We start from the raw sequence: 24,651 nt of genomic DNA on the forward strand, positions 1-24,651 counted from the left end.
TCAAGTTGCTGATGACGTTCAGGTCGTGACGGATCAGAGTAAGTGTATCGAAGTCCTAAAAAATCTGCTGTCAAGTACAATCGTGAAGGGGGCCAGGTCACCGTTCGTTTTGAGCAAACGGCAACAAGTTGGACTCTGCATGTGGCTGACACCGGAATCGGCATCAGCCAAGACGACCAATCCCGGATTTTTCAGCGCTTCTATCGTGCTGACAATTCACGAACCAAACAGGTTGTCAGCGGGACGGGACTCGGACTGGCCATTGTCGCGGAATTGGTTTCAGCGATGAAGGGGACAATTAATGTCCAGAGTCAACGCGGTGTTGGGAGCACGTTTGATGTGATCTTTCAACGACTGCAATTGGACGAGTAAACGTCTGGAATAAGTTTGAGTCACATGGTCAACCTAGAAAATGAGGTGGCATCTGTCATGAAGTCTTAACCGACTTCATGGCAGATGCCATTTTTTGATGGTCCGAAAACTAACGAGAGTTGTTTTAAACGGATGAAGTGTTAACACTCAAAATAAAATTCAAAAATAGGGAAAAATACTATTACATCAGCGTTTACAGCAATAGTTTGCTCACTCATTTTCAAAAATCTTTACACAACCTTTACATAGATATGTAGTAGACATTTACAATCGACCGATATACTTAAACCTGAATAAGAGAGGGTGACGGGAAGCGGCCAGTTTTCCGAAACTCGTTTCAACATGGTCACTAAGAATTGCGTTTAAAAAGCGTGCTTGGCGAATTGCAGGGAAGCGCGGGAGGTTGCGGAGATGAAAAAACGTTGGCTAGCAAGTTTACTGGTGGTCATTGTGATCGTACTTGGAATTGTTGGGTATCAGCATCGTCAAGTGAGTCAGGCGGACATGTCGATTACGGCAGTGGGGTCTACGGCGTTGCAGCCGCTCGTTGAAGCAGCCGGCGAAGACTATAGCGGCAGTCGACTTGGCAGCTTCATTAACGTGCAGGGTGGCGGTTCCGGGACGGGATTGAGTCAGGTCCAGGAAGGTGCAGTGGAAATCGGCAATTCGGATGTTTACGCCGAGGAGCAAAAGGGCATTCGGGCCGCTAATCTCGTTGATCATCGGGTCGCCGTTGTCGGCATTACGCCCATTGTGAATCGACAAAACGGCATCACCAACCTCACCACCAGGCAACTGATCGCGATTTTTACCGGAAAAGTGACGAACTGGCGTGAGGTTGGCGGCCGCAATCAAAAAATTGTGATCATTAATCGGGCGCAGGGGAGCGGTACCCGGGCAACATTTGAAAAATGGGCGCTCAATGGCCGACAAAGTAAACCAGCTCAGGAACAGGATTCATCTGGGATGGTCCGGCAAATTGTGGCAACCACACCGGGGGCCATTAGTTACGTTGGGTTCTCCTACGTGAATAATACGGTGCAAGCCGTCACGCTTAACCACGTCGCGCCAACGGATGCAAACGTTGAGACGAATAAATGGCCGATTTGGTCCTATGAACATATGTATACGCAAAAGCACCCCAATCAGTTAACACAGAAATTTATTGCCTACGTCCGATCCACACATGTGCAACACACGCTGGTACGGCAGTTAGGCTATATCAGTATGGATCAGATGCAGGTGACCCGGTCAGTCAATGGCCAGATTCAGAAAGTCGAGGGAAGTCATGAATAAACAGTTAGGCGAACAACTGCGAAAACGATCCAAGGCCGCCTGGTTAGAGCGAATCGGGAAGACCGTCAGCTTTTCCGCGTTAGCGCTGATCACGATCACCGTATTTGCCATCATCATTTTCGTGGCGTCAAAGGGGCTAGCGACGTTTTTTGATAACCACGTGAGTCTGTGGCAGTTTCTAACGGATAAAAATTGGAATCCAACGATCACCGATAGCAAGGGTCGTCCTGAAGTTGGCGCGTTGCCGATGATTACGGGGTCGTTTATCGTCACTTTCCTATCTGCATTGCTGGCAACCCCGTTTGCAATCGGCACCGCTATTTTCATGACGGAGATCTCGCCAAAACGCGGGGCACGCATTCTGCAGCCAGTTACTGAGCTGCTGGTTGGAATCCCATCCGTCGTTTACGGGTTTATCGGCTTAACTGTCGTGGTGCCAGTCATTCGGACAATCTTTGGCGGAAGCGGGTTTGGGATTCTCTCCGGGACCTTTGTGTTGTTCGTCATGATCCTCCCGACGGTCACATCCATGAGTGTTGACGCGCTGAAGGCGGTGCCGCGATACTACCGTGAAGCCGCGCTGGCATTAGGCGCCACGCGTTGGCAAACGATATATAAGGTCATTTTACGCGCCGCAACGCCTGGTCTTCTCACAGCAATCGTTTTTGGGATGGCGCGAGCGTTTGGCGAAGCGTTAGCTGTTCAAATGGTGATCGGGAACGCCGCTTTGATGCCAAGTAGTTTAGTGTCGCCGTCTTCAACGTTAACGTCGGTCTTAACGACGGGAATCGGCAACACCGTCATGGGATCGTTAGCGAACAACGCGTTGTGGTCGCTTGCGCTGGTCCTGCTGGTGATGTCGTTGATCTTTAACTTGATTGTTCGTTTGATTGGTCGGAAGGGAGCGCTGCGAAAATGAAGCCGAAAACAGCAAATAAGATTGCGACTGGTGTCCTCTACGGGATTGCCGGCACCATCGTTTTAATTTTGGCCGCGTTACTGGGGTACATCATCATTACCGGATTACCGCACATTTCCTGGCACTTTCTCACGACCCCGTCAAAGACGTTTACAGCTGGTGGTGGGATCGGGATTCAACTCTTTAACTCGTTTTATTTGTTGATTCTAACGTTACTAATTTCATTTCCCATCGCTCTGGGTGCCGGTATCTACTTAAATGAATACGCCCCAAAAAATGCGATGACAAGTTTAATTCGAACGGCGATCGAGATCTTAAGCTCACTTCCGTCAATTGTTGTCGGGTTGTTTGGTTTCTTGATCTTCGTTGTCCGGTTTGGTTTTGGATTCTCCATCCTATCTGGGGCCTTCGCGCTAACGTTCTTTAACTTACCCCTGCTGACGCGCAGTATTGAAGAGGCGCTGGCTGCTGTGCCAGAGACGCAGCGCGAGGGTGGCCTAGCATTAGGGCTGTCACGCTGGGAAACTGTGCTTCATATTATTTTACCCGCGGCATTGCCAACGATTTTGACCGGTGTCATTCTCAGTGCTGGCCGGATTTTTGGTGAAGCAGCTGCTCTGATTTTTACGGCGGGACAGAGCGCACCCGCGTTAGACTTTGCAAACTGGAATCCGTTTGATATCAGCAGTCCCTTGAATCCGATGCGCCCGGCAGAAACCTTGGCTGTCCACATTTGGAAAATTAATTCCGAGGGGATCATGCCAGATACAAAGGCCGTTTCGTCAGGGGCTTCCGCAGTCTTAGTAATTGCGGTCCTACTCTTTAACCTTTCGGCACGCTACATTGGCCGGCGGCTCTTTAAAAAATTGACTGCGGCTGATTAGGGTGACAGTCACCCTTTATTCTTGAAAGTGGGGCATTTAAATGTTTATTAATCCAACGAGTCAGCATCAACATAACGACAATACGGCCTGGCTTGATCGCAATATCGTCGCCCCTGAGGCAACGTCCGAGTCGCCAGTCGTGCTGGAAACGAAAAATATGCATGTGTTCTACGGTGAAAATGAGGCACTGTATGAAGGTGACCTGCAGTTTTTAGAACACAAGATCACCGCGCTAATTGGGCCAAGCGGCTCTGGAAAGTCGACCTATCTGCGCTCACTAAATCGGATGAACGATAACGTGGCGAAAGTAACGGGGCAGATCATGTACCGCGGTGTTGACGTGAATCAGCCGGACATTGACGTGTATGAAATGTGGCGGCGAATCGGGATGGTGTTTCAACGCCCGAACCCGTTTGCAAAATCGATCTATGACAACATTGTGTTTGCCCTGCGCCGGCGAGGTATCACCGATAAACACCAGCTGGATGAAATTGTTGAAACAAGCTTGAAACAAGCCGCCATTTGGGATGAAGTCAAGGATAAACTCAATCAAAGTGCGCTGGCACTTTCCGGTGGTCAGCAGCAGCGACTGTGCATTGCACGGGCCATTGCCATTAAACCTGATATCCTGCTGCTAGATGAACCCGCCAGCGCGCTAGATCCCGTTTCCACAAGTCAGTTGGAGAACACGCTGCTGCAGTTGAAAAAACAGTACACCATTATTATTGTGACCCATAACATGCAACAGGCAGCCCGCATCAGTGACTACACGGCTTTTTTTAATCTCGGTCGGGTCCTGGAGTACGATGAAACATCAACTATTTTTACCTCGCCGAAGGTACAGCTGACGAACAATTACGTTGCCGGTGATTTTGGATAGGAGGCGTTACGATGACGGCATTAATTTCAACGCAGGATCTGCACGTTTATTATGGTAATAACGAAGCACTAAAGGGCATCACATTAGATTTTCCAGCGAAGGGCATTACCGCATTGATCGGTCCCTCTGGTTCTAGTAAGTCAACTTACTTGCGCACGTTAAATCGGATGAACGACCTGATTCCTAACGTGACGATCACCGGTAAAGTCACTTTTAAAGGGCAGGACATCTATGCCCCACAAACGGATATGGTCAACCTTCGAAAAGAAATTGGCATGGTGTTTCAACAGCCCAACCCATTTCCCTTTTCAATTTATGATAATGTCGCGTTTGGCGTGAAAATCGCGGGTAAGGTGGCGAAAGAAAAACTGGACGAAATCGTTGAAACGAGTCTGCGTGAAGCCGCAGTTTGGGACGAAGTGAAAGACCACCTGCATGAGAGTGCGTTATCCTTATCGGGCGGTCAGCAGCAGCGGGTCTGCATCGCACGTGTTCTGGCGGTGTCGCCTGAAATTATTTTATTAGACGAGCCGACCAGTGCACTCGACCCAATTTCAAGTAGTCAAATTGAAGCGACTTTGCTAAAATTAAGAACCAACTATACGATCATCACGGTGACCCATAACCTTCAGCAGGCATCCCGGATTGCTGACCGGACCGTTTTCTTTATGGACGGGGAGGTTGTGGAAGCTGATGACACCAAGCGGATCTTTATGAACCCCGCGAAGAAAGCAACCGAAGACTACATTAGCGGCCGATTCGGCTAGCGGAGGAGGCACGTGATGCGACGACTTTTCGATGATGAATTAGATGAACTTGATAACGGGTTTACCGAAATGGGGGTCCTGGTCAGCCACACGGTTCAAAAGGCAGTGGCAGCGTTTATCAACCATGACCGGGAGTCGGCCCAGCAGATCATTGACGAAGACCACCAGATCAATGACCGTGAGATTGAATTGGAGGCCAAGTCCTTTGAAATGATTGCCCTGTACCAGCCAGTCACAACCGATTTACGCGAGGTGGTCACCATTTTAAAGGCGGTGTCTGATTTAGAACGGGCTGGCGACCATGCCCGCAACATCGCTCACGCAACGATTGATGTTAAGGGGCAGCACCGCGCACCAGAGGTTGAGAGTCTCCTGGCCTCGATGGGGGAGCAGACCACTGAAATCGTGAAGCAGGCCATTCAAGCGTATGTCAACAAGGACGACCAGGCGGCGCGCGACCTTGTGACTATCAATAACCACCTGGCAACGATCAACGACCATATTTTACATGAGGTATACACCCAAGCTCAGGCGGACAGCAACGTGATCCTTGCCGTCATGAAGTACAGTGCCGTTGCCGCCGATCTATTGCGCATTGCGGATTACATGATCAACGTTGGCGAGTGGATCGTTTACTTGAAGACTGGTCAGATCGTTGAACTAAAGCTGATGAATAATTCAGAGGATTAGCGTGGGTAGGAATACTTTTCGATAGTCAATTGAATGTTTATTGTATAGGTCTTCTCAACATTAGACGACCGGTTGCGTGCATGAGAAAATCTATCGACCGGCTAAGTGGCCCAATCACTTTAAACAGAGTATGTGCTGATTTCGCCAACAATCGCTGCTAAACTTTATGACAGTAATATTTCGACCGATTGCCAAGTTAGCCTGTAGCATTTATCTTGTGCGGTTCATAGCACTTTTCTAACTTTTCGTAAATAGTGACTATATTTTGCCTTGCAGCGTAGTGGAGCCGTTCGGCATTGCAGGCTCTGTGGTTGTCTGTGGTTGTTAGCGGCCGTCTTTTGGCCGATTACGAACACGGGAGATGTAGGAGATCCTTGAATTTCTGCCAAGACATTCACTAGCTCCCCGGAGCGACCCACTTCAGCCTGCAGGGCCGAACGGTGCAACGAAGCGGTATATGAGCACAACCTGTAACAAAAAATTAAACGATAGTTCAGGGCTGGGGGCTTGCTTTCAGCCCTTTATTTCTCTATTCTGGTAACAGAAAGTTCTCATAGAACTCGTTTAAGAAATGAGGTGGACAAATGAGTCAACATCGACGTTTAACACGGTCGTCCAATAAAATCATTAGCGGAGTCCTTGGCGGCATTGCCGAGTACTTTGGTTTTAGTGCGACTATCCTACGAGTCGTTTTCGTGATTTTGACGATTTACCCGGGACACATTTTATTTGGGCTGCTGGTTTATCTGCTTTTAATGACGGTGATCCCACGGGATACGAGTCATCATGATTCCAATCAACCCCACAATCCGTTCAGCGGATTTGGTGGGTTTGGCGGCGGTTCTGGGAAACAACCGCGTAAGACACTGCATGATGTTTCCGAAGATGATTCTGATGAAAGATGAGTGAAGTAGATGAAATTTTGGGGTCGCATATTAGTGAACGCGGTGTTGTTCATCGCGCTCGCTGGTTTTTTCCACAGTAGTTTTTACGTGGCCAGTATTTGGATCGCGCTGCTTGCCAGTGTGGTGCTCGCCATTCTCAACGCGGCAGTCAAGCCCTTTTTGATCCTGTTGTCGTTGCCGATAAACGTTGTGACCTTAGGCTTGTTTAGTATTGTCATTAATGGATTTCTCCTACAGTTGACCGCCTTTTTTGTGGGCAATAACTTTCGCTTTTCTTCCTTTGGCATGTCCATGCTGATTGCCGTACTGATGTCGCTTTGTAATGCGATTATTTCAAGCTTCATTGGTGGCCGGTCACGGGATTGATGTAAGAGCTATCATTAGAGGGGCGAAAAGTGATACACTAAACTTTAATAGTGTGACAAGGAGGGATTCAAATGGCAGATAGCGTGACGGTTGCTGACTTAGTTGATAATATTCGACTAGACGTGCTGTACGGCGAAGATTTGCTAGCCGACCGCAAGATAACGACCAGCGACATTTCACGGCCCGGCTTGGAACTGACGGGGTACTTTAACTATTATCCAGCCAAACGGGTCCAGTTACTCGGAATTACCGAAACGTCCTTTGCGAAGGGCATGACAAGTGATGATCTATTGCAGGTCATGCGTCAGATGTGTCAACCAGAGACACCGGCGTTTGTGATCTCAACACAACTTGAACCGCCGGAGGAGTTGCTTCAGGCGGCGCAAGAATCTAAAATTCCAGTTTTAGGGACAAAGATGACAACGTCACGAGTCCTCAGTAACATGACCAACTATCTTGAAGGCAAATTGGCTGAACGCCAGTCGCTTCATGGCGTGCTGGTTGACATCTACGGTGTTGGGGTCCTGATTACCGGTGACTCTGGCGTTGGTAAGAGTGAAACCGCGTTGGAACTCGTTAAACGTGGTCACCGCCTAATTGCGGATGATCGGGTAGAAGTCTACCAACAAGATGAGCAGACGTTAGTGGGGCAAGCCCCCGCAATCTTAGCGCATCTGCTGGAAATTCGGGGGATCGGCATCATCGATGTCATGAACCTGTTTGGGGCCGGTGCCGTTCGAAGTGAGACCGATATTGATCTCATTGTGCACCTAGAATCCTGGTCGCCCGACAAGAAATTTGATCGGCTGGGTAACGGTGATGAAACGCAAAAGATCTTTGATGTGATCGTGCCGAAGATTTCGATCCCAGTTAAGACTGGGCGAAATCTAGCCATCATCATTGAAGCGGCCTCCATGAACTTTAGAGCGCGCTCCATGGGGTACGATGCAACGAAGGTCTTTGATGATAACCTTAACCGGCTTATCAAACAAAATTCAAAAAATAATAAGTGAGGGGTGGCACCTTGAGAGGAATGTTAGCCGCATTAAATCCAATTGCCTTTCATTTGGGGCCGATCCAGGTTCACTGGTACGGCATTTTTATTGCGAGTGCAGTTGTGATTGCAGTCACCCTGGCTGTGCGAGAAGGTAAGCGTCGCGGGATCGACCCCGACGATATTTATGACATGATCCTGTGGGCGTTGCCCGCAGCCATCATCGCAGCCCGGCTGTACTACGTTGGGTTTGAATGGTCCTACTACTCGCAGCATTTAAACCAGATCATTGCGGTCTGGGACGGCGGGATCGCCGTTTATGGGTCACTGATCGGGGCGGGCCTCGTGGTCTACTTCTTCTGCCGATCACGGTTCATCCCGGTCTGGCTCATGCTAGACGTTGCGGCACCGACCGTCATTATGGCACAGGGAATCGGCCGCTGGGGCAACTTCATGAATCAGGAAGCCTTTGGTCAAGTGACCAGTCTGAGCTTCCTGCAAGGGTTGCACTTACCACACTGGCTGATTGCCCAAATGTTCATTAACGGGGCGTATCGCCAGCCAACGTTTTTATTCGAATCAACTTGGGATATTTTAGGGTTTATTTTCCTGATGTCCCTGAGACATCAAAAAGGGTGGTTCAAGCAGGGTGAGATCTTCTTGGGCTACGTCATGTGGTATTCGTTTGGCCGCTTCTTTATTGAAGGCATGCGGACAGATAGCTTGATGCTGTTCGCTGACATCCGGGTATCCCAGTTGTTATCAGTCATTTTGTTTATTGGTGCAATCATCATTGTGATCTACCGGCGACGTTTGGGGAACCAAATTCCCATGTATCTTGATGGTGATCCATTTCGCAAAAAAGCCCAAGTGGCAAAAAATAAGGAGTAATTACTATGTCTGAAAAAATTGCAGTTTTAGGTGCGGGTTCCTGGGGCAGTATTTTAGCAAACTTACTCGATGAGAACGGCAACCAGGTGTCGCTTTGGTCCTACAATTCTAAGCAAGTCGAAGAATTGAACACCAAGCACACAAACACCCACTACATCAAGGACTTTACCTATTCAGAAACCTTAATTGCTTATGCGGATCTAAAGGAAGCACTGACTGATGCAACCACGATCCTGTTTGTTGTGCCAACCAAGGCGGTGCGTGATGTGGCCAGCCAAGTCAAAACGATTTTGGCTGAGACTCACGCAAAACCAGCCTTGATTCACGCCAGCAAGGGAATCGAGCAAAAGACTTACAAGCGCGTTTCAGAAATTTTGGCGGAAGAGATTCCGGCTGAAAATCGCAGTTCAATTACAGTCCTTTCTGGGCCAAGCCACGCTGAGGACGTTGCTAAACGCGATATTACGTTGATTACGGCGGCCAGCACTGACCTGGATGCTGCTAAACATGTGCAGAACCTGTTTATGAACCACTACTTCCGGGTCTACACGAATAGTGATGTTATCGGGGTGGAGATTGCTGCCGCGCTGAAGAACATTATTGCTCTGGGTACTGGTGCGTTACGTGGCCTCGGTTATGGCGATAATGCCAAGGCGGCTTTGATGACCCGGGGTTTGGCTGAAGTTTCTCGGTTAGGCGGCTCGTTTGGTGCTAACCCGCAAACCTTTATGGGGTTGGCAGGTGTCGGTGACATCATTGTGACCGGGACCAGCTCAAATTCTAGAAACTGGCGTGCTGGTGACCAGCTCGGTCAGGGCAAATCTCTGGATGAAGTCATCAACAACATGGGCATGGTGATCGAAGGCGTTGCTACCACAAAGGCAGCCTATGAACTCGCTAAACAACGCGGCGTTGATATGCCGATCACTGAAGCCATTTACCAAGTGCTTTATGAAGGTAAGGAAATTCGGCAAGCCATTTCCGACCTAATGCAACGGGAAGGCCGCTCCGAATTTTAGGGATAGAAACAAACTACTAGACATCTTTACTGATTTATAGTAAGTTAATCACCGTATTTAACTGTCAGAATAACTGGCTAAGAGAGAAGGAAAACAGATGGCAAAACAATATGATGTAATCGTTATTGGTGCGGGACCTGGTGGCATGGCCAGTGCGTTATACGCGTCACGGGCAAACCTTTCAGTACTCCTACTTGACCGCGGCATTTATGGTGGCCAAATGAACAACACGGCGGCCATCGAAAACTACCCTGGGTTTTCATCAGTTCTCGGCCCAGACTTAGCCAAGGACATGTACGACGGCGCCACTCAGTTTGGTGCTGAATATGCTTACGGCAATGTTCAGGGTATCGAAGATCAGGGCGCGGTTAAGATCGTCACCACCGATACTGAAACTTACGAAGCAAAGGCGGTTGTCTTAGCAACGGGTTCTGAATACCGTAAGTTGGGTGTTCCCGGCGAAGAAGAATATGGTGGCCGAGGTGTGTCTTACTGCGCAGTCTGCGACGGTGCGTTCTTTAAGAACCGCGAAGTTATCGTCGTCGGTGGCGGTGATTCCGCTATTGAAGAGGGTCTTTATCTGACTCAGTTGGCTTCAAAGGTGACCGTCATTCACCGTCGTGACCAATTACGCGCACAAAAAATCATTCAGGACCGGGCATTTGCTAACGACAAGATGAACTTCGTTTGGAACAGCAATGTGACCGAGGTTTTGGGTGATGACCAAAAAGTAACCGGCGTTAAAGTGGTCAACAACCAAACGAACGAAGAGACTGTTATCGATGCTAGCGGCGTCTTCATCTATGTTGGCATCTTACCTAAGACGGAAGAAATTGCCAGCTTAGGCGTGACCAACGAAGACGGCTGGATCGAAACGAACGGTCAAATGGAAACCAAGGTACCTGGCGTTTTCGCCATTGGCGATGTTCGCGCTAAGGACCTTCGTCAGATCACCACTGCAGTTGGTGATGGCGGTGTTGCCGGCCAACAAGTTTTCAAGTACATTGAATCCTTGAATGACACTGGCGTTAAAGCTTAATATGAAGAATTTTAAAGAAAGCCTACAGTGGATACTGTGGGCTTTTTTTGACTGGTTTTTTCCATTATTAGGTGATAGTTTGTTGTATTCCACTAATGTTGAGCTGCTTTTCAGATAAGTTAAGCATCACATTGTCTTTAGATCAAGGTCGAAGAGAATCCGCCCTCGACTGCTTATCAGAGGGTCGACAGCAAGGCTTCTTCCGATGTGCTAGTTGACAGTCATGAGTAACTAGCCAGACCATTTGCTCGCCCAAGCGACAGGCACTATAATATGTAAGAAAGATAAAACGAAATGAGGCGTTCTAATGGCAGCTCAGTTAGCAGAAACATTGAATCAACAGGTGGTCTACCAGGTTCGGGAATTGACCCACGAAAACGACGCGCAGATCTACGCGTTGCAAAAAGCAAATCAAGCGTTCTTTAGTTTGTTTATGGACCATCATTTGACCCACCAGGAAGCAGTTGCTGATTTGGATAGCGTGGCGACTCAGGCGAAGGCGAATCAAAAATACTATCTGGGCTTCTTTGACCACGATAAGCTGGTGGCCAGTTTAGATTTGATGATCGATTACCCGGGACCCAAAATTGTTTGGATAGGCCAATATCTCACCGACCCTCAGACAGTGAGCGATGCACAAAAGACAACGTTACTGGCACAAGTCTTAAAAACGCTACGTCAGCTGGCAACTCAAACGGTCCAGCTGATCTTGCCAAAACGAGATGTGACTGATCAGAAATTTTACGAGGCTTTAAAGTTTGAAGCTGTTTCTGAGACCAAGGCACCGCTGGCCGGCAGTAGTGTTGACGTTGTCATTTATCAACGTCAATTATCGTAAACGTCATTGGTGGCGAAACTATGTTCGGTATGTTAGAATAGACAAGCATTGCGTAGGAAGGCAGTTGCTTTCCTACTTTTTGAGTGTTTAAAAAAGGGGGATTTAGGATATGATTGAACGTCAAGAAGATCGAAAGTTCGACCTGGTATCAGAATACCAGCCAACTGGTGATCAGCCGCACGCCATTGATGAATTGACCAAGGGCGTTGAAGCCGGCAAAAAGGCTCAGATCCTTTTAGGTGCCACTGGGACTGGGAAGACTTTTACGATCTCAAACGTGATCAAAAATGTCAATAAGCCGACCCTGATCCTGTCACACAACAAAACGTTGGTGGGTCAACTTTACGGCGAATTTAAGGAATTCTTCCCGAACAACGCGGTGGAGTATTTCGTGAGTTACTATGATTATTACCAACCGGAAGCCTACGTGCCCTCAAGTGATACCTACATTGAAAAGGATTCTTCAGTCAACGATGAGATCGATAAGTTGCGACATTCAGCCACGAGTTCCTTGCTGGAGCGTAATGATGTGATCGTGGTGGCTTCTGTGTCTTCGATCTTTGGGTTAGGGGATCCAAGCGAGTACAAGAACCACACCGTTTCATTGCGTGTGGGTCAAGAAATTGAACGTAATGATCTGATGCGTAAGCTGGTTGACATTCAATTTGAACGGAACGATATTGATTTTCAACGGGGCCGGTTCCGTGTCCATGGTGACGTTGTTGAAATCTTCCCAGCATCACGGGATGAACGTGCGCTGCGGGTCGAATTCTTCGGTGACGAAATTGATCGGATTCGAGAAGTGGATGCCCTTACGGGAGAGATCATTGGTGACCGCGACCACGTGGCCATTTTCCCCGCGACCCACTTTATGACGAATGATGATATTATGGACCACGCCATTCAAGGCATTTCAGACGAACTGGATGACCGGTTGGGTGTTCTGGAAGGCGATGGTAAGTTACTGGAGGCGCAACGTCTCAAGCAACGGACGACCTACGACATTGAAATGCTGCGGGAAATGGGGTACACCAACGGCATTGAAAACTATTCGCGCTTTATGGATGGTCGTAAACCTGGTGAGCCGCCGTTTACGCTGCTCGACTTCTTCCCAAAGGACTTTTTGCTGATCGTGGACGAATCACACGTGACGATGCCGCAGGTCCGTGGGATGTATAAGGGTGACCGGTCACGGAAACAACAGCTGGTCGATTATGGTTTCCGGTTGCCAAGCGCATTGGATAACCGACCGTTAAAATTAAATGAATTCGAGAAGCACGTCAACCAAGTGATCTATATGTCCGCGACTCCTGGTGATTACGAAATGGATCAGACGAAGGATGTTGTTGAACAGATCATTCGGCCAACTGGCTTACTCGATCCAACGGTTGAAGTCCGGCCAATTATGGGTCAGATGGATGATCTGGTTGGTGAGATCAATAAGCGGATCGATGCTAACGAGCGGACATTTGTGACAACACTGACCAAGAAGATGGCTGAAGATCTGACCGATTACCTGAAAGATCTCGGTATCAAGGTCGCGTATCTGCACAGTGATATCAAGACACTTGAACGGACGCAAATCTTGCGTGATCTTCGGTTAGGTAAGTATGACGTTTTGGTGGGGATCAACCTGTTACGTGAAGGAATCGATGTGCCCGAAGTGTCACTTGTCGCCATTCTTGATGCAGATAAGGAAGGTTTCCTGCGTAACGAACGGTCACTGATCCAAACTATGGGTCGCGCTGCCCGTAACGTGCATGGGTCCGTTATTATGTATGCAGACGCGATTACCGATTCCATGCAAAAAGCGATGGATGAAACGGCCCGTCGGCGTGAAATTCAACAGAAATATAATGAAGAACATGGGATCACACCACAGACGATCAAGAAGGAAATTCGTGATTTGATCAGTGTGACGAAGACGGATGAACACAGCGGTGAAAAGGACGACTTTGTTGAAAGTGACTTTGATGCGATGAGCAGCAAGGACCAAAAGGCAATGATTGCCCGACTAGAAGATGAAATGCGGTCGGCAGCCAAGAAGTTGGACTTCGAACACGCAGCAACATTGCGTGATACCGTACTAGAATTAAAAGCAGAAATGGATGCTTAGTGAGACATTCAGGTGACTATTGATGCCGGAGGAGGATTCGCCATTTGGCAAACGATTATATTGAGATTCATGGTGCCCGAGCGCACAATTTGAAAAACATTGATGTTAAAATTCCCAAAAACAAACTAGTCGTTGTGACGGGACTATCAGGGTCAGGCAAGAGTTCCTTGGCCTTTGATACGTTGTATGCCGAGGGACAGCGCCGGTATGTCCAATCATTGTCTGCCTATGCGCGGCAATTCTTGGGTCAAATGGATAAGCCTGATGTTGACTCGATCGACGGGTTGTCACCGGCGATTTCTATTGACCAAAAAACAACGTCAAAGAACCCCCGGTCAACCGTGGGAACGGTGACTGAAATCAATGACTATTTGCGGTTGCTGTGGGCTCGGGTCGGGACCCCAATTTGTCCAAACGACGGGACCGAAATTACGAGTCAGACAGTGGAACAGATGGTCGATAAAGTTCTCTCGTTGCCTGAACGGACAAAGTTGCAGATTCTGTCACCCATCGTGCGTGAAAAGAAGGGTCAGCACAAGAAAGTCTTCGATAAGATCAAGCGTGAAGGGTTTGTACGCGTTCGAATCGATGGTGAAGTCCATGATGTTGATGAGGAGCTTGACCTGAATAAGAATCAGATGCATTCAATTGATATCGTGGTTGACCGGATCGTTGTTAAGGACGGTATTCGGTCACGACTTTTCGATTCCTTTGAAGCAGCATTACGATTAAGCGGCGGATACGCTGTCGCTGATTTAATCGATGGCGAGCCCATTTTATTTTCAGAACACTACGCTTGTCCAATTTGCGGCTTTACTGTTGGTGAATTGGAACCGCGCCTGTTCTCGTTTAACGCGCCATTTGGTGCCTGCCCAGACTGTGATGGGCTGGGGATGAAACTGGAAATCGATCCTGACCTGATTATTCCAGACGATACGAAGACGTTGAGTGAAGGGGCCGTTGCGCCTTGGAACCCATCCAGCTCTAAGTATTATCCTGATATGTTAGCTCAGGCGTGTGCCCAAGCTGATATCGACATGGATACGCCATGGAAGGACTTGTCCAAGGATGACCAGCACTTTGTGTTATACGGCTCATCAAAGGTCATGCATTTTGAATTGAACAGTGATTTCGGTGGTGTTCGGGAGACCGATACCCCGTTTGAAGGTGTCATTAACAACGTCGACCGTCGTTACCACAATGGAACCGACTTCACTCAAGGACAGATGCAGCAATATTTCCGTGAGTTAACCTGTCAAACGTGTCACGGCTACCGGTTAAACCGGAAGGCGCTGGCGGTTAAAATTGGCGGCAAGCACATTGGTGAAGTTTCTGACTTTGCCATTGGAGAAGAACTGCCATTCTTTGACCAACTGCAGTTTAGTGATCAGGATCAGACCATCGCACAACCGATCTTGAAAGAAATTCGTGACCGGTTAACCTTCTTGGAAAACGTTGGGTTGGATTATTTGACGTTGAGTCGGGCAGCGCGAACGCTGTCTGGTGGTGAGGCGCAACGAATTCGGTTGGCCACTCAAATCGGGTCAAACCTTTCTGGGGTGCTCTACATTCTGGATGAACCGTCGATTGGGTTACATCAACGTGATAATGACCGATTGATTGCTTCATTGAAGAAGATGCGTGACCTTGGCAATACCCTAATTGTCGTTGAACATGATGAAGACACCATGAAGGCCGCCGATTATCTGATCGACATTGGCCCTGGCGCCGGTGAGCACGGTGGTGAAGTGATGGCTGCTGGCACGCCTAAACAGGTGATTCGAACTAAGAAATCACTTACTGGTCAATATTTATCCGGAAAGAAATTTATTCCGGTTCCGGAGACCCGGGGCAAAGGCAACGGTAAGAAGATCACGATCAAGGGCGCAGCGGAAAATAACCTCAAAGACATTGACGTTGATTTTCCACTGGGTGAATTTGTGGTGGTCACCGGGGTTTCAGGCTCTGGTAAGTCAACGCTGGTGAACACCATTCTAAAACGGGTGCTGGCACAAAAAATCAATCGTAACTCCGAGAAACCGGGGAAGTATAAGTCGGTTTCTGGGATCAAGAATATTGAAAAAGTGATTAACATTGACCAAAGTCCAATTGGTCGGACACCACGCAGTAACCCAGCCACTTACACGGGTGTGTTTAACGACATTCGCGGACTGTTTGCGCAAACGAGCGAGGCCAAGCTACGTGGCTATCAGCAAGGCCGGTTCAGTTTTAACATCAAGGGTGGCCGTTGTGAAGCCTGTCATGGCGATGGTATCTTGAAAATCGAAATGAACTTCTTGCCTGACGTGTACGTGCCGTGTGAAGTTTGTCATGGTAAACGCTATAATTCTGAAACCCTAGAAGTGGAATATAAGGGTAAGAACATTGCCGAAGTCCTTGATATGACAGTGGATCAAGCATTGGAGTTCTTTAGTGCAATCCCAAAGATCACTCGGAAGTTGCAGACGATTCATGATGTTGGGTTAGGCTATGTGTCACTCGGTCAATCAGCGACAACGTTGTCTGGTGGTGAAGCGCAACGGATGAAGCTGGCGTCTGAATTGCAGAAGAAGGCCAATGGCCAAAACTTCTACATTCTAGATGAACCAACCACTGGTCTGCACGTGGATGATATCAAACGCTTGTTGGATGTCTTGCATCGCTTAGTCGATAACGGGAACACGGTGTTGATCATCGAACATAACCTCGACGTCATCAAGACGGCTGATCACCTGATCGACCTTGGACCAGAGGGCGGCGATGGTGGCGGCCAAGTGGTCGCAACGGGAACCCCAGAAGAGATTGCAGCAGCTCCGGGAAGTTATACGGGGCAGTATCTTGGACCGATTTTGGAAAGGGATAAGGAAAGGGCAAAGAGCGTGAAGCAGGGCGCTTAAGGGGCGGAGTGTAACGGACTCTGAGCTAAAAGTCTGGTTTTGACTTTTGGCTCAGAGTCCGTTACACAGTAGCCCCTTGCCCTGCTGAACGCGTTTCAGCAGAGTGGCCAAGAAAGCAGTTGCCAGAAACTCTCTGAAGCATAAAAGCTGAGTCTAAGCTGTGGAATCACCGCCAGAGTTTGCTAAGGTGGGGGTCCCCATCTGTCTAGCGCACTGCATGCTTGTTGTATAACGCAAAATAAAAAACAAAAAGTCTGAGCAATAACGCACCTCGTTATCGTCTCAGACTTTTTTATTACAAGAGAACAGAAATCAAAACAACCGCACTCACAACCTGAACAATCAAAACGCCGCCACCAAAGTAGGCGAGTTTCCGTCCAGCCTTGATAAATGCCGCAAAATTCAATCGCAACCCAATCGCTGCTAGTGCGGTGACTTCGCACCAACTGCTCAACGAATGGGCACCACTTGAGATGATTGGCGCAAACGTCAACCAAGAATTAAGCGCACAGAGGACGATAAAACCGACCACGTACCAGGGTAATGCCCGTTTTGCGCTATCCACCATACTGACCGACTGTTGGTCAGCGGGCTGGTGATGCCGGTGAATTTGACTGAAAATCAGAACAACGGCGATCAACATGATGATTCGCAAAATCTTAAACAGTGTTGCAAAGGTCGTTGTTTCCTGATTGACCATTGTGGCGCTGGCAATCACTTGACCAACGGATTGCACGGTACCACCAATTAGGGCGCCACGGAGAAAATTACTGTGGTGAAAGGCTAACAGGCTGATAAGGGGCAGGGTGAGCATTAGCACAGTCCCCATGAGATTAACAAGGGTGATGGCGAGTCGTTGATCATCGTCTTTGGCCTCGATGGTTGGGGCAATAGCAGCAATGGCTGATGAGCCGCAAACGGCGTTGCCACCTGCCATCATTAGGGTCATCCCTTCAGAAAAATGGAGTCGTTTACCCAAAATGAGTGCGAAGCCGATCGTAATCGTCATCTGTAATAAAATAAACGCGATCCCGCCTAATTTTAATTGCTGAATCGTTTGAAATGTAATGGTGGCACCCAGCAGCATCACGGAATATTCTAAAAGGCGTTTTTCCGACCAGGCAGTTCCGCTGTACCACATCGGCTGACGAATAACTGTGTTGCCAAGCAGGACACCAATCAGCAACGCCACGGTTGGCGCACCAATCCCCTTAATGAGGTCAGCGTTGACCCACTGACTAATAGTTGCAATTAAAAAACTTAATCCAAAACCCGGTAGTACGGCACGTACAGGCTTCATATCACTCTCTCCCTCAATAGTAAGTTCTCTCTAAGACACTTCGTTAGTATACCGGGATTGTTGTGATTAATGAAATACTGATTTATAATATAAACTATTAAGAACTTTAATAGAAAGGCGAGCGTGTATGGAGCGAGACGTGCAAACATTTATGACCGTGTATGAGACGCGAAATTTTTCCGTGGCCGCAAAACAGTTATTTATTTCTCAGCCCAGCGTTTCGGTGCAGATCAATCGATTGGAACAGACCTTAGACATGACGCTATTTGTCCGTAATGGGCGGCGACAGGTTCAACCCACACCAGCTGCGGATCAGCTTTACCTGGCCTATAAGCGGCTCGATGAAGAGTGGCAACAGACTTTCATGGCAATCAAACAACTGAGTGAACATCCTCAGATGCCAGCACCGATCGGGTTTTCACAAACGACGGCCGTGACCGTGATGCCGATGCTGATGCAGCAACTTTTACCGCATAGTGAATATCAATTTGAGGTGCGAACGATGAATTCAGAGGCCGTTCTAAACGGGATTGTTTCCCATGAACTCGCTTATGGTTTGATTGAAAAGCCCATGCTCGCAGATGCTGTTCGTCAGACCGAGTTGCCTGGCGATCAACTGGTGTTGGCGGGCGACCCCACGACAGATTTGTGGTTGTTGCGTGAGGCGGGTTCCGGAGTTCGGCACTATACGGATGCTTATCTGCGTGAACAGGGCATTACACCGACCCATACACTGGTAGTTGATACCAACCAGAGTATTATGGGGCTGTTGCAGGCGGGGATCGGGGAAACGATATTTGCTAAAGCGTTAGTGCCAGCTGGGGTGCCATCTGCAGAAATTGGGGCGAAATATCACCGGCACTTTTATCTGATTGGCCTTGAACAACAGCCTAACACAACGTTGCGTCGCCTGAGAGACCTGATCGAGGCCACACTTAAATCACCAGATTCTAACTGATTGTTGGTTTATTAAAAATTCATCGCAATGCTTGCAACATCGCTTGTGTTAGCGCTTTTAAATCGGTATGATGGATTTAGAATAGGGAAGAAAACGAGGTGAGTGTCATGTTTAGTATGCGTCCTAAATGGGGTTTTGACTGGCATGAATTAATTACGGGTATCTTATTCATTCTGGCGGCCCTGGTCCTAGTATTCGAACCAAATATTGGCATTACGGCATTGGCCGTTGTCTTTGGCTTTGTTGCCATTATTAGTGGGTTAACCACGATCTCAGGTTTTTCGAAGTTGCGAGAGTTAGTTGGTAACGTCGCAATCTTTGCACTGGTCATTGGTATTATTGACCTTCTGATCGGACTATTATTTATCATCAAGCCAACCAGCGGCATTATGACCATTGGCTATCTGTTTGCGTTCTGGTTCATCCTAGATTCGATTGAACGGTTGTTGGTGATCGGTCATCTACGCCAGTTTGGTACCGGCTATTACTGGGTGTCCATGCTTTTGGATATCCTATCGTTGCTCGTCGGAATCTTGCTGTTGGTAAATCCAATTGTGGCGGCGTTCTCGTTGACCTGGATGATTGCGTTCTACCTGGTTATTTTTGGGATCAACGCTGTTGTATTAGCTTTTGCACGGCGATAATTTCAGTTAAATGAATTAGGTCTCACTACCAGGAACTCGCTTCCGCAGTGTTGACTAGAAAAAGAATCTCTATGATATTAGTCTCTTAATATCGTAGGGATTCTTTTTTGATTTCAGATTAAGGCTCGGTCAAAAATCGTTTTCTTGAATTTGCTAGTTTTTTTAGTTGTATGCTTCCTGGTATTTACGGTGACCGTGTTGTGTAGGGGAGATAGGTGTTTAATAAGCGACTCTGGTTAAAAAGTCAGGCCACAATAGAACTCACTTTTGCTTACGCAGTAGCCCTCAAAACGCCTTGCTCCACACTCTTCGCACACCCGGCCCCCCATTGTAAATGACACACCAGGTATGTTATACTGTAAGTCTTAGTGTAGACAGACAAATGATGGGAGAATGCCATGACTGATAATGAAAAAATTCAACTCGTCATTATTTCAGGGATGAGCGGTGCCGGCAAAACCGTCGCCATGCAAGCTTTTGAAGATTTAGGGTACTTTTGTATCGATAACATGCCGCCGTCGTTAATGACGAAGTTCTGGGAACTCGTTCAAGAATCCGGTAACATCAAAAAAGTTGCAGTAGTGATCGATCTGCGGTCACGGGCCTTTTACGATGAAATCATGCCAATGACGAAGGATATTGCCGACCTGACGCTATCTGATTTAGGCCAGGTCGTTTTCCTTGAAGCTGACGACGAGACCCTGGTTTCGCGCTACAAGGAGACCCGGCGCTCCCATCCGCTGGCCCGCAATGGTCGGGTGGTCGATGGTATCAAGGCGGAGCGGAAACTGCTGGCGCCATTAAAGCAGGCTGCGCAGCTTGTGTTAAATACATCCAAGTTGACGCCGCGTAATTTACGGGAAGAGATTTTCCATAGTTTTGAGACGGGAGACACGGAGACCTTTCATATTGAACTCATGTCGTTTGGCTTTAAATACGGATTGCCGATCGATGCCGATATTGTGATGGACGTCCGGTTCCTGCCAAACCCGTACTACCTGCCAGAATTGCGGCCGCAAGCAGGGAAGGATAAACCGGTCTACGATTACGTCATGGCACAACCAGAGACTGAGCAGTTCTATCAGCAATTTTTAGGACTGTTGCAGACCACCCTTCCCGGATACAAACGTGAAGGTAAAACGAATTTAACTGTTGCCATCGGCTGTACAGGTGGTCAGCACCGTTCTGTGGCGTTAGCAGAACGACTGGGCAATGATCTCGGGGAACAATATCCCGTTCATGTGACCCACCGTGATATTGAAAAACGAAAGGACTCACACTAAATGAGAAATGAGGAACGTCGTCGGCCCAAGATCGTTGTTATGGGTGGTGGGACAGGCTTGCCCGTCATCTTACGCAACCTTAAGGACCAGGATGTCGACATTACCGCGGTCGTCACTGTCGCGGATGATGGCGGCTCATCCGGAATTATTCGCAACTACGTAAACGTGGTGCCGCCTGGCGATATTCGAAACGTCATCGTGGCACTATCGGGGTTACCAAAATTGGAACTAGATCTGTTCCAATATCGGTTTGATAGCAAGGACCAATTCTTTGCGGGTCATGCCATCGGTAACCTGATCATTGCAGCTTTGTCAGAAATGCGCAGCGGTATCTTTGGTGCGGTCCAGGAATTATCCGCAATCATGAAGGTCGACGGCCATATTTATCCAGCCGCCAACGAGCCGCTTGAACTCAACGCAGAGTTTTCTGACGGGACTACGCTGACGGGAGAGTCTGAAATAACGGCCGCCCATAAACTGATCAAACACGTCTGGGTCACGCCCAGTAATAAGGACGGTGAGGAGCCGGAAGCTGTTCAAGAGGTTATCGATGCCATCATGACGGCCGACCAGATCGTCCTTGGCCCTGGGAGCCTATTCACCAGTATTTTGCCGAACTTAATGATCGGTAACGTGGGGGATGCCCTTCGGCGGACACCTGCAGAGGTCATTTATATCTGCAACATCATGACGCAAAAGGGTGAAACTGAGAAGTTTACGGATGCGGATCACGTCCGGGTACTCAACGACCATTTGCAGCAGAACGTCATCAACACGGTGCTGGTCAACACGCAAAAAGTGCCCGATGAGTATATTGATTACCAGCGCTGGAACGAAATGTCGCGCCAGGTCAATCACGATTTTAAAGGGTTACGTGAACAGGGGTGCCGAGTCGTTTCCGCCGACTTTTTGGAGTTGCGGGACAACGGGGCCTTTCATAACGGCGAATTGGTCGTTAACGAACTCATGAATTTATTGGGGCAGGTTGATTCACGAAATGCCGAGGGGAGGTAACGCCATTGTCATATGCCAGTGATGTCAAAAAAGAATTGACAACGTTAGAAGTCCACCGGGAGAATGCGAAGGCTGAGCTGATTGCGCTGATTCGGATGAACGGCGCAATGTCACTTGCCAACCACCATTTTGTTTTAAATATTCAAACGGAAAATCCCGCTATTGCGCGGCGCATTTACCAGCTATTAAAACAGTTTTATGATCTGGAAAGCGAACTGCTGGTTCGGCGGAAAATGAAACTAAAGAAAAACAATCTGTACATCGTGCGGGTCAATGCCGGCTCTGAAATGGTGCTGAAAGATCTTGGCATCTTTAAGGATGGCCAATTGATTGAAGAAGTCCCAGCCAGTTTATTTGAAAACGACGGCCAGGTTCGCTCCTATTTACGAGGGGCCTTTCTCGCAGGCGGGTCGGTTAACAATCCCGAAACGTCCCGGTACCATCTCGAGATATACTCTCTGTATGAGGGGCACAACGAGATGATTGCGAACATGATCAACAAGTACGATCTAAACGCGCGCACAACAGCTCGTCGCGGTGGGTTTATCACCTATCTAAAAGAGGGGGAGCGTATCGCAGACTTTCTGTCCCTGATTGGGGCCACAAGCGCCATGCTGAAGTTCGAAGACGTTCGGATCATGCGTGACATGCGTAACTCGGTCAACCGGTTAGTCAACTGCGAGAACGCCAACCTTGATAAGGTCGCAAATGCGTCAAGTAAGCAGATTGAAAACATCAAGTTTATTGATGAGATGGTTGGTCTCGGTCAGTTGCCACCGAAGTTACGCGAAGTGGCAGAGGTTCGGTTAGCCAACAAGGAAGTCAGCCTTAAGGAACTCAGCACAATGATTCCAAGCGGTGCCATTTCGAAATCTGGTATCAATCATCGGTTACGTAAAATCAATGAGTATGCGGATAATTTGCGCGGGGCGGAAGCTATCTAGAACGTGGAGAAGGACGGCGTTACCATAATAGGGAATCGCATCCGCGCTGCACCAGCTGATACAAGCCAGCAACCTTAGAAATTATTAACCAGTAAAAAAGATGACCCAGCAAGGCGCTGGATCATCTTTTTTTGAATTCAGATTAAAAATCGCAATCGAGTAGGAGGTAATTGATTAATTCAATTACCGACCTCTCACACCACCGTACGTACGGTTCCGTATACGGCGGTTCAATAATTTAAGCACTTTGTATTGACTGGAGTGTCTTGCTCATATTGATGAGTCCAAGGCGTTCCAGTCTTTTGTTTGTCAGAGTATAGGTCAATGTCTTGCTATGCGCAGTTCGCCAATAACCCTTACGGGTATTGGCCATTGTATAAGCACTGGTGCCAGAAAGCCCCAGTTTTACAAGATGATTGACCTTTGTTTTGAGCTTCTTCCACTGTTTCCAAATATACTGGCGAATCCTTGCTCGCAACCATTCGTCTAAGTGACGGATAAAATTGGTCATTTTCCCGACCGAATAGTACTGTAACCACCCACGCATCTTTTGATGAATCTCGTTAAACACCAGGTTTAACGAAACGCCCCGATTGCGCTTGGTCATTTTCCTGAGTGCAGACTTGATGCGTTGCTTGGCCTGCCAAGCAGGTCGCGCATACGCACCTCCTCGACCAACCCCCAAGGAAAATCCCAGGAACTTGGCCCGCAGAGGCGAACTTACTGATGTCTTGTCCTCATTGACGGTGACCTTTAGGTCGCCTTCAAGAAAGCGAGTAACATTAGTCAGAACCCGTTTTCCAGCACGTTTGCTTCGGACATAAATATTACAATCGTCCGCATAGCGGACAAACTTATGACCTCTGGAAGTTAACAGCTTATCCAGTTCGTTGAGATAAATGTTAGCCAAAAGTGGCGATAAGGGGCCACCTTGAGGGGTGCCTTTATCACTTCGTTCAAATAGACCACCATTCATGACACCGCTGGTTAGGAAGCGACGAATGAGATGCAGTATCCATGGATCCGTAATATACTGCTCAATAAATTTAATAAGCAGATCGTGGTTGACCGTATCGAAGTATGCTTTTAAATCGAGATCCACGACATAGTGATAGCCCTGATTGTAGAACTGAACCACTCTATCAATGGCATCTTTAGCACTTCGATTCGGTCGGAACCCAAAACTATTATCTGAGAAGACACGCTCAAATGTTGGCACCATGACTTGCGCCATGGCTTGTTGAACAAGTCGGTCAATCACAGTTGGTATTCCGAGCTTGCGTTTACCACCATTAGGTTTTGGAATTTCAACCCGCTTAACGGGACGAGGCCGATAGGTCTCGTTTTGTAAAGCTTGCAGTAATTCCTGTTTATGTTTCCTCAAGTAGGGCAACAGTTCGTCAACGGTCATTCCGTCTAGTCCTGCTGCACCTTTGTTTCTGCAGACGCGAAGATAAGCCTCGTTCAGGTTATTTCGGTCTAAGACTAACTCTTGAAACTTAGTGCCGTTCATCATCGTATTTTCACCAGAGTCAGTGCTACGCACCCCGACTTGTTCTTGGGCTTCCAGTCCTACTGTCCGCCGGCGGTCAGCTTTTTCTGTATTCTGCGGTTGTTGCACTGTCTCCACCTCCA

General features: G+C 48.1%; 23 protein-coding genes. 21 read left to right on the plus strand and 2 right to left on the minus strand.

Annotated features, from left to right (window positions below; translation table 11 throughout):
* Positions 1–42 precede the first annotated feature (42 nt).
* The 16 genes from AYR61_RS15895 (at position 43) to uvrA (ending at position 16,873) form a co-directional block, all read left to right on the plus strand.
* On the plus strand, positions 43–372 hold the full coding sequence (locus AYR61_RS15895) for a sensor histidine kinase (protein WP_083215595.1): 330 nt from the start codon (positions 43–45) through the stop codon (positions 370–372).
* 411 nt (positions 373–783) lie between these two features.
* Positions 784–1,668, plus strand: coding sequence for a phosphate ABC transporter substrate-binding protein PstS family protein (locus AYR61_RS09545; protein WP_065902784.1), 885 nt, complete (start codon positions 784–786; stop codon positions 1,666–1,668).
* Positions 1,661–2,587: a phosphate ABC transporter permease subunit PstC gene (gene pstC, locus AYR61_RS09550; RefSeq protein WP_054709886.1), complete on the plus strand. Its 927-nt coding sequence runs from the start codon at positions 1,661–1,663 to the stop codon at positions 2,585–2,587. The genes AYR61_RS09545 and pstC overlap by 8 nt, the downstream gene beginning before the upstream one ends.
* Positions 2,584–3,471 carry a phosphate ABC transporter permease PstA gene (pstA, locus tag AYR61_RS09555; RefSeq protein ID WP_065902786.1) on the plus strand — a complete coding sequence of 296 codons (888 nt, stop codon included), beginning with the start codon at positions 2,584–2,586 and terminating at the stop codon, positions 3,469–3,471. Before pstC ends, pstA begins: the two co-directional genes overlap by 4 nt.
* Before the next feature lie 40 nt (positions 3,472–3,511).
* Complete coding sequence (pstB, locus tag AYR61_RS09560) at positions 3,512–4,351, plus strand: phosphate ABC transporter ATP-binding protein PstB (RefSeq protein WP_054709883.1); 840 nt, start codon at positions 3,512–3,514, stop codon at positions 4,349–4,351.
* Between the two features lie 11 nt (positions 4,352–4,362).
* On the plus strand, positions 4,363–5,118 hold the full coding sequence (gene pstB, locus AYR61_RS09565) for a phosphate ABC transporter ATP-binding protein PstB (RefSeq protein ID WP_054709880.1): 756 nt from the start codon (positions 4,363–4,365) through the stop codon (positions 5,116–5,118).
* A gap of 15 nt (positions 5,119–5,133) precedes the next feature.
* Positions 5,134–5,808 (plus strand): phosphate signaling complex protein PhoU, encoded by a 675-nt coding sequence (gene phoU / locus AYR61_RS09570; RefSeq protein WP_065902788.1) that lies wholly within the window; start codon positions 5,134–5,136, stop codon positions 5,806–5,808.
* A gap of 584 nt (positions 5,809–6,392) precedes the next feature.
* Positions 6,393–6,713, plus strand: coding sequence for a PspC domain-containing protein (locus AYR61_RS09575; RefSeq protein WP_054709875.1), 321 nt, complete (start codon positions 6,393–6,395; stop codon positions 6,711–6,713).
* A 9-nt stretch (positions 6,714–6,722) separates the two neighbouring features.
* A complete protein-coding gene (locus AYR61_RS09580) occupies positions 6,723–7,079 on the plus strand; it encodes a phage holin family protein (RefSeq protein ID WP_054709872.1) in 357 nt (118 codons plus the stop codon).
* Between the two features lie 71 nt (positions 7,080–7,150).
* Entirely contained in the window at positions 7,151–8,092 is a 942-nt protein-coding gene (hprK, locus tag AYR61_RS09585) for an HPr(Ser) kinase/phosphatase (RefSeq protein ID WP_065902790.1), read from the plus strand.
* 20 nt (positions 8,093–8,112) lie between these two features.
* A complete protein-coding gene (lgt, locus tag AYR61_RS09590) occupies positions 8,113–8,964 on the plus strand; it encodes a prolipoprotein diacylglyceryl transferase (RefSeq protein WP_054709866.1) in 852 nt (283 codons plus the stop codon).
* Positions 8,965–8,969: 5 nt separating this feature from the next.
* Positions 8,970–9,983 carry an NAD(P)H-dependent glycerol-3-phosphate dehydrogenase gene (locus AYR61_RS09595; protein WP_065902792.1) on the plus strand — a complete coding sequence of 338 codons (1,014 nt, stop codon included), beginning with the start codon at positions 8,970–8,972 and terminating at the stop codon, positions 9,981–9,983.
* Positions 9,984–10,080: 97 nt separating this feature from the next.
* Positions 10,081–11,022: a thioredoxin-disulfide reductase gene (gene trxB, locus AYR61_RS09600; RefSeq protein ID WP_056987137.1), complete on the plus strand. Its 942-nt coding sequence runs from the start codon at positions 10,081–10,083 to the stop codon at positions 11,020–11,022.
* A gap of 307 nt (positions 11,023–11,329) precedes the next feature.
* On the plus strand, positions 11,330–11,860 hold the full coding sequence (locus AYR61_RS09605; RefSeq protein ID WP_056987136.1) for a GNAT family N-acetyltransferase: 531 nt from the start codon (positions 11,330–11,332) through the stop codon (positions 11,858–11,860).
* Between the two features lie 109 nt (positions 11,861–11,969).
* Positions 11,970–13,976 (plus strand): excinuclease ABC subunit UvrB, encoded by a 2,007-nt coding sequence (gene uvrB, locus AYR61_RS09610; protein WP_065902794.1) that lies wholly within the window; start codon positions 11,970–11,972, stop codon positions 13,974–13,976.
* A 44-nt stretch (positions 13,977–14,020) separates the two neighbouring features.
* On the plus strand, positions 14,021–16,873 hold the full coding sequence (uvrA, locus tag AYR61_RS09615) for an excinuclease ABC subunit UvrA (protein WP_056987134.1): 2,853 nt from the start codon (positions 14,021–14,023) through the stop codon (positions 16,871–16,873).
* 295 nt (positions 16,874–17,168) lie between these two features.
* Here uvrA and AYR61_RS09620 read toward each other — a convergent pair whose 3' ends face one another.
* Positions 17,169–18,173: a YeiH family protein gene (locus tag AYR61_RS09620; RefSeq protein WP_065902796.1), complete on the minus strand. Its 1,005-nt coding sequence runs from the start codon at positions 18,171–18,173 to the stop codon at positions 17,169–17,171.
* A 127-nt stretch (positions 18,174–18,300) separates the two neighbouring features.
* Here AYR61_RS09620 and AYR61_RS09625 point away from each other — a divergent pair, with 127 nt between their 5' ends.
* The 5 genes from AYR61_RS09625 to whiA all read left to right on the plus strand — a co-directional run bounded on the left by AYR61_RS09625 (position 18,301) and on the right by whiA (position 23,016).
* On the plus strand, positions 18,301–19,131 hold the full coding sequence (locus tag AYR61_RS09625) for a LysR family transcriptional regulator (protein WP_056987133.1): 831 nt from the start codon (positions 18,301–18,303) through the stop codon (positions 19,129–19,131).
* A 107-nt stretch (positions 19,132–19,238) separates the two neighbouring features.
* A complete protein-coding gene (locus tag AYR61_RS09630; RefSeq protein WP_065902798.1) occupies positions 19,239–19,775 on the plus strand; it encodes an HdeD family acid-resistance protein in 537 nt (178 codons plus the stop codon).
* Between the two features lie 398 nt (positions 19,776–20,173).
* Positions 20,174–21,058 carry an RNase adapter RapZ gene (rapZ, locus tag AYR61_RS09635; RefSeq protein WP_065902800.1) on the plus strand — a complete coding sequence of 295 codons (885 nt, stop codon included), beginning with the start codon at positions 20,174–20,176 and terminating at the stop codon, positions 21,056–21,058.
* Complete coding sequence (locus AYR61_RS09640) at positions 21,059–22,072, plus strand: gluconeogenesis factor YvcK family protein (RefSeq protein ID WP_054709844.1); 1,014 nt, start codon at positions 21,059–21,061, stop codon at positions 22,070–22,072. It begins immediately after the preceding gene.
* 5 nt (positions 22,073–22,077) lie between these two features.
* The gene (gene whiA / locus AYR61_RS09645; RefSeq protein WP_054709840.1) at positions 22,078–23,016 is read left to right on the plus strand and encodes a DNA-binding protein WhiA; all 939 of its coding nucleotides are present in this window, start codon (positions 22,078–22,080) and stop codon (positions 23,014–23,016) included.
* A 238-nt stretch (positions 23,017–23,254) separates the two neighbouring features.
* On the opposite strand, the gene ltrA is transcribed toward whiA, so the two are convergent.
* Positions 23,255–24,637 carry a group II intron reverse transcriptase/maturase gene (gene ltrA / locus AYR61_RS09650; RefSeq protein WP_065902193.1) on the minus strand — a complete coding sequence of 461 codons (1,383 nt, stop codon included), beginning with the start codon at positions 24,635–24,637 and terminating at the stop codon, positions 23,255–23,257.
* Positions 24,638–24,651 lie beyond the last annotated feature (14 nt).

The sequence above is a fragment of the Secundilactobacillus paracollinoides genome (genome assembly GCF_001702155.1).
Classification (GTDB): domain Bacteria; phylum Bacillota; class Bacilli; order Lactobacillales; family Lactobacillaceae; genus Secundilactobacillus; species Secundilactobacillus paracollinoides.

Bases quoted from the DNA above. Each gene is read 5' to 3' on its own strand.
- AYR61_RS09545 (WP_065902784.1), top strand. From the start codon at position 784: ATGAAAAAACGTTGGCTAGCAAGTTTACTGGTGGTCATTGTGATCGTA.
- pstC (WP_054709886.1), top strand. From the start codon at position 1,661: ATGAATAAACAGTTAGGCGAACAACTGCGAAAACGATCCAAGGCCGCC.
- pstA (WP_065902786.1), top strand. From the start codon at position 2,584: ATGAAGCCGAAAACAGCAAATAAGATTGCGACTGGTGTCCTCTACGGG.
- pstB (WP_054709883.1), top strand. From the start codon at position 3,512: ATGTTTATTAATCCAACGAGTCAGCATCAACATAACGACAATACGGCC.
- pstB (WP_054709880.1), top strand. From the start codon at position 4,363: ATGACGGCATTAATTTCAACGCAGGATCTGCACGTTTATTATGGTAAT.
- phoU (WP_065902788.1), top strand. From the start codon at position 5,134: ATGCGACGACTTTTCGATGATGAATTAGATGAACTTGATAACGGGTTT.
- AYR61_RS09575 (WP_054709875.1), top strand. From the start codon at position 6,393: ATGAGTCAACATCGACGTTTAACACGGTCGTCCAATAAAATCATTAGC.
- AYR61_RS09580 (WP_054709872.1), top strand. From the start codon at position 6,723: ATGAAATTTTGGGGTCGCATATTAGTGAACGCGGTGTTGTTCATCGCG.
- hprK (WP_065902790.1), top strand. From the start codon at position 7,151: ATGGCAGATAGCGTGACGGTTGCTGACTTAGTTGATAATATTCGACTA.
- lgt (WP_054709866.1), top strand. From the start codon at position 8,113: ATGTTAGCCGCATTAAATCCAATTGCCTTTCATTTGGGGCCGATCCAG.
- AYR61_RS09595 (WP_065902792.1), top strand. From the start codon at position 8,970: ATGTCTGAAAAAATTGCAGTTTTAGGTGCGGGTTCCTGGGGCAGTATT.
- trxB (WP_056987137.1), top strand. From the start codon at position 10,081: ATGGCAAAACAATATGATGTAATCGTTATTGGTGCGGGACCTGGTGGC.
- AYR61_RS09605 (WP_056987136.1), top strand. From the start codon at position 11,330: ATGGCAGCTCAGTTAGCAGAAACATTGAATCAACAGGTGGTCTACCAG.
- uvrB (WP_065902794.1), top strand. From the start codon at position 11,970: ATGATTGAACGTCAAGAAGATCGAAAGTTCGACCTGGTATCAGAATAC.
- AYR61_RS09620 (WP_065902796.1), bottom strand. From the start codon at position 18,173: ATGAAGCCTGTACGTGCCGTACTACCGGGTTTTGGATTAAGTTTTTTA.
- AYR61_RS09625 (WP_056987133.1), top strand. From the start codon at position 18,301: ATGGAGCGAGACGTGCAAACATTTATGACCGTGTATGAGACGCGAAAT.
- AYR61_RS09630 (WP_065902798.1), top strand. From the start codon at position 19,239: ATGTTTAGTATGCGTCCTAAATGGGGTTTTGACTGGCATGAATTAATT.
- rapZ (WP_065902800.1), top strand. From the start codon at position 20,174: ATGACTGATAATGAAAAAATTCAACTCGTCATTATTTCAGGGATGAGC.
- AYR61_RS09640 (WP_054709844.1), top strand. From the start codon at position 21,059: ATGAGAAATGAGGAACGTCGTCGGCCCAAGATCGTTGTTATGGGTGGT.